Here is a 1,499-nt window from a genome sequence, read left to right as displayed (position 1 = left end):
GTGGTGGTGGTTGCCAGCCGGGTTCGAGGGGTTCGGGTTCGATGGGGTCGGCGATGAAGCGTGCGAAGGGGCTTCGGTTGTCGGGTTTGTGGTGGAACCAGTAGCCCTTGAACAGCACGTGGCGGCGGCGGAAGTCGTTGCGCCAACAGCGCTGCCGGATCTCCTCTGTGGCCGCACGATTGCGATACCGGTTGTGGCTGCTGGCTTGGCGGTGGCGGTGCAGACGCTCGCGGGCCGCGGCGACGCGCTTGCGCTCCTCAGCGCTGCGCGGCTTGGCCAGCCCGGGGAACATCGCGACCCCACCCGGTTTGGTGGGCAGCGTCTTACCCGACGGTGAGGTCCAGATGATGGTGCCGTCGGCGATCTGTTGGTCGCCCCAACCCTCGTCGAAGGTTTTGTGGCGGTGATGCTCTCGGCAGTAACAGGCGAGATTCCACGGCACCGTCCAGCCCCCGGCGGCCGCGTCGTCGTGGTTGAACGGTTCGGTGTGGTCGATGTCGCAGCGCTCGGCGGGCACCGCGCAGCCCGGGAAGCGACACGTCAGGTCGCGGGCGCGGATGAAGCGGGCCAGCGCCGCCGAGGGACGGTAGGTCAGGGCTTGGCGCTCGTCGAACACCGGCGCCTCGACCAGCCGGCGGGTGGCCTCGGCGGCCAGCTCCCGAACCAGGGCAGCGTCGATGACACCGTAACCGGCCACATATCCCGGGGCCTGGCTGTGCCCGGCGACCGTTTCCGCGGAGGCGATCACGGTGAGCACCACCCGCGGCTCAGGGACTGGTGGCGCGACCGGCTCAGGGACCGCGTCGGTGGCGGCGCGGCTGGGGCAGTCCTGGCGCTCGCAGGCACAGGTGAACACCTGCCCCTTCTGTATCGCGGTGAACGCATCAGCGCGCCGGGCCCGCAGGCTGCGCGGATCGGCGCCGCACACCGTCTTGGCCAACGCCGAGAGCCGGGTGTCCAACGCGGCGCCCTCGGCGGCGGTCATGGTCGCCCGCACCACCGCGATCCCATCCAGGCCCACCTCGACACTGACCGCGCGCTCGTCGAAGGCACGCTCCCGACGCTTCTTGACCGCCTCCGGATCCAAGGCGTTGACCGCGACATCGATGGCGTTGAGGACGCTTCTGCGCGACCAACAGGCCCAGCCCCTGATCTCCTCGGCGAGCTTGGCGTCGAGCTGGGCCATCCACTCTTCCTCGACCAGATCGGTGCGGCCCAACACCAACTCGGTGGTGTGCCAATCGACTTCCCCGGCGGCCAACAGCGCCCCTACGGCGGGCAGCCGGGTGTGCAGGGCATCAGCGTGGCGGACCAGCACCCGCGCCTTGGCCGAGGTCATGTTCAACACCGCGCCCACCTCCACGACCGTGCGCGCGAACCCGGTGATCATCGAGCTCACATCCAGGTCGATCTCCAACTCTTCCGCGGTGCGCCGCTGCAGCAATTCGAAGATCCCGGCCAGACTGCGCGCCATCGCCACCGCCACCTGACGATGCGCA

Annotated in this window: 1 protein-coding gene; it reads right to left on the bottom strand. The window is 69.6% G+C overall.

The annotated features are described in order from the left end of the window. The coding region (locus AWC12_RS17865) for an HNH endonuclease signature motif containing protein (RefSeq protein WP_110808677.1) at window positions 1–1,499 on the bottom strand (1,499 nt) is incomplete at both ends.

The organism is Mycolicibacterium iranicum, assembly GCF_002101705.1.
Taxonomy (GTDB): domain Bacteria; phylum Actinomycetota; class Actinomycetes; order Mycobacteriales; family Mycobacteriaceae; genus Mycobacterium; species Mycobacterium iranicum.
Note: the sequence above shows the minus strand (reverse complement) of the source record. Positions and strands in the feature narration are given on the sequence as shown.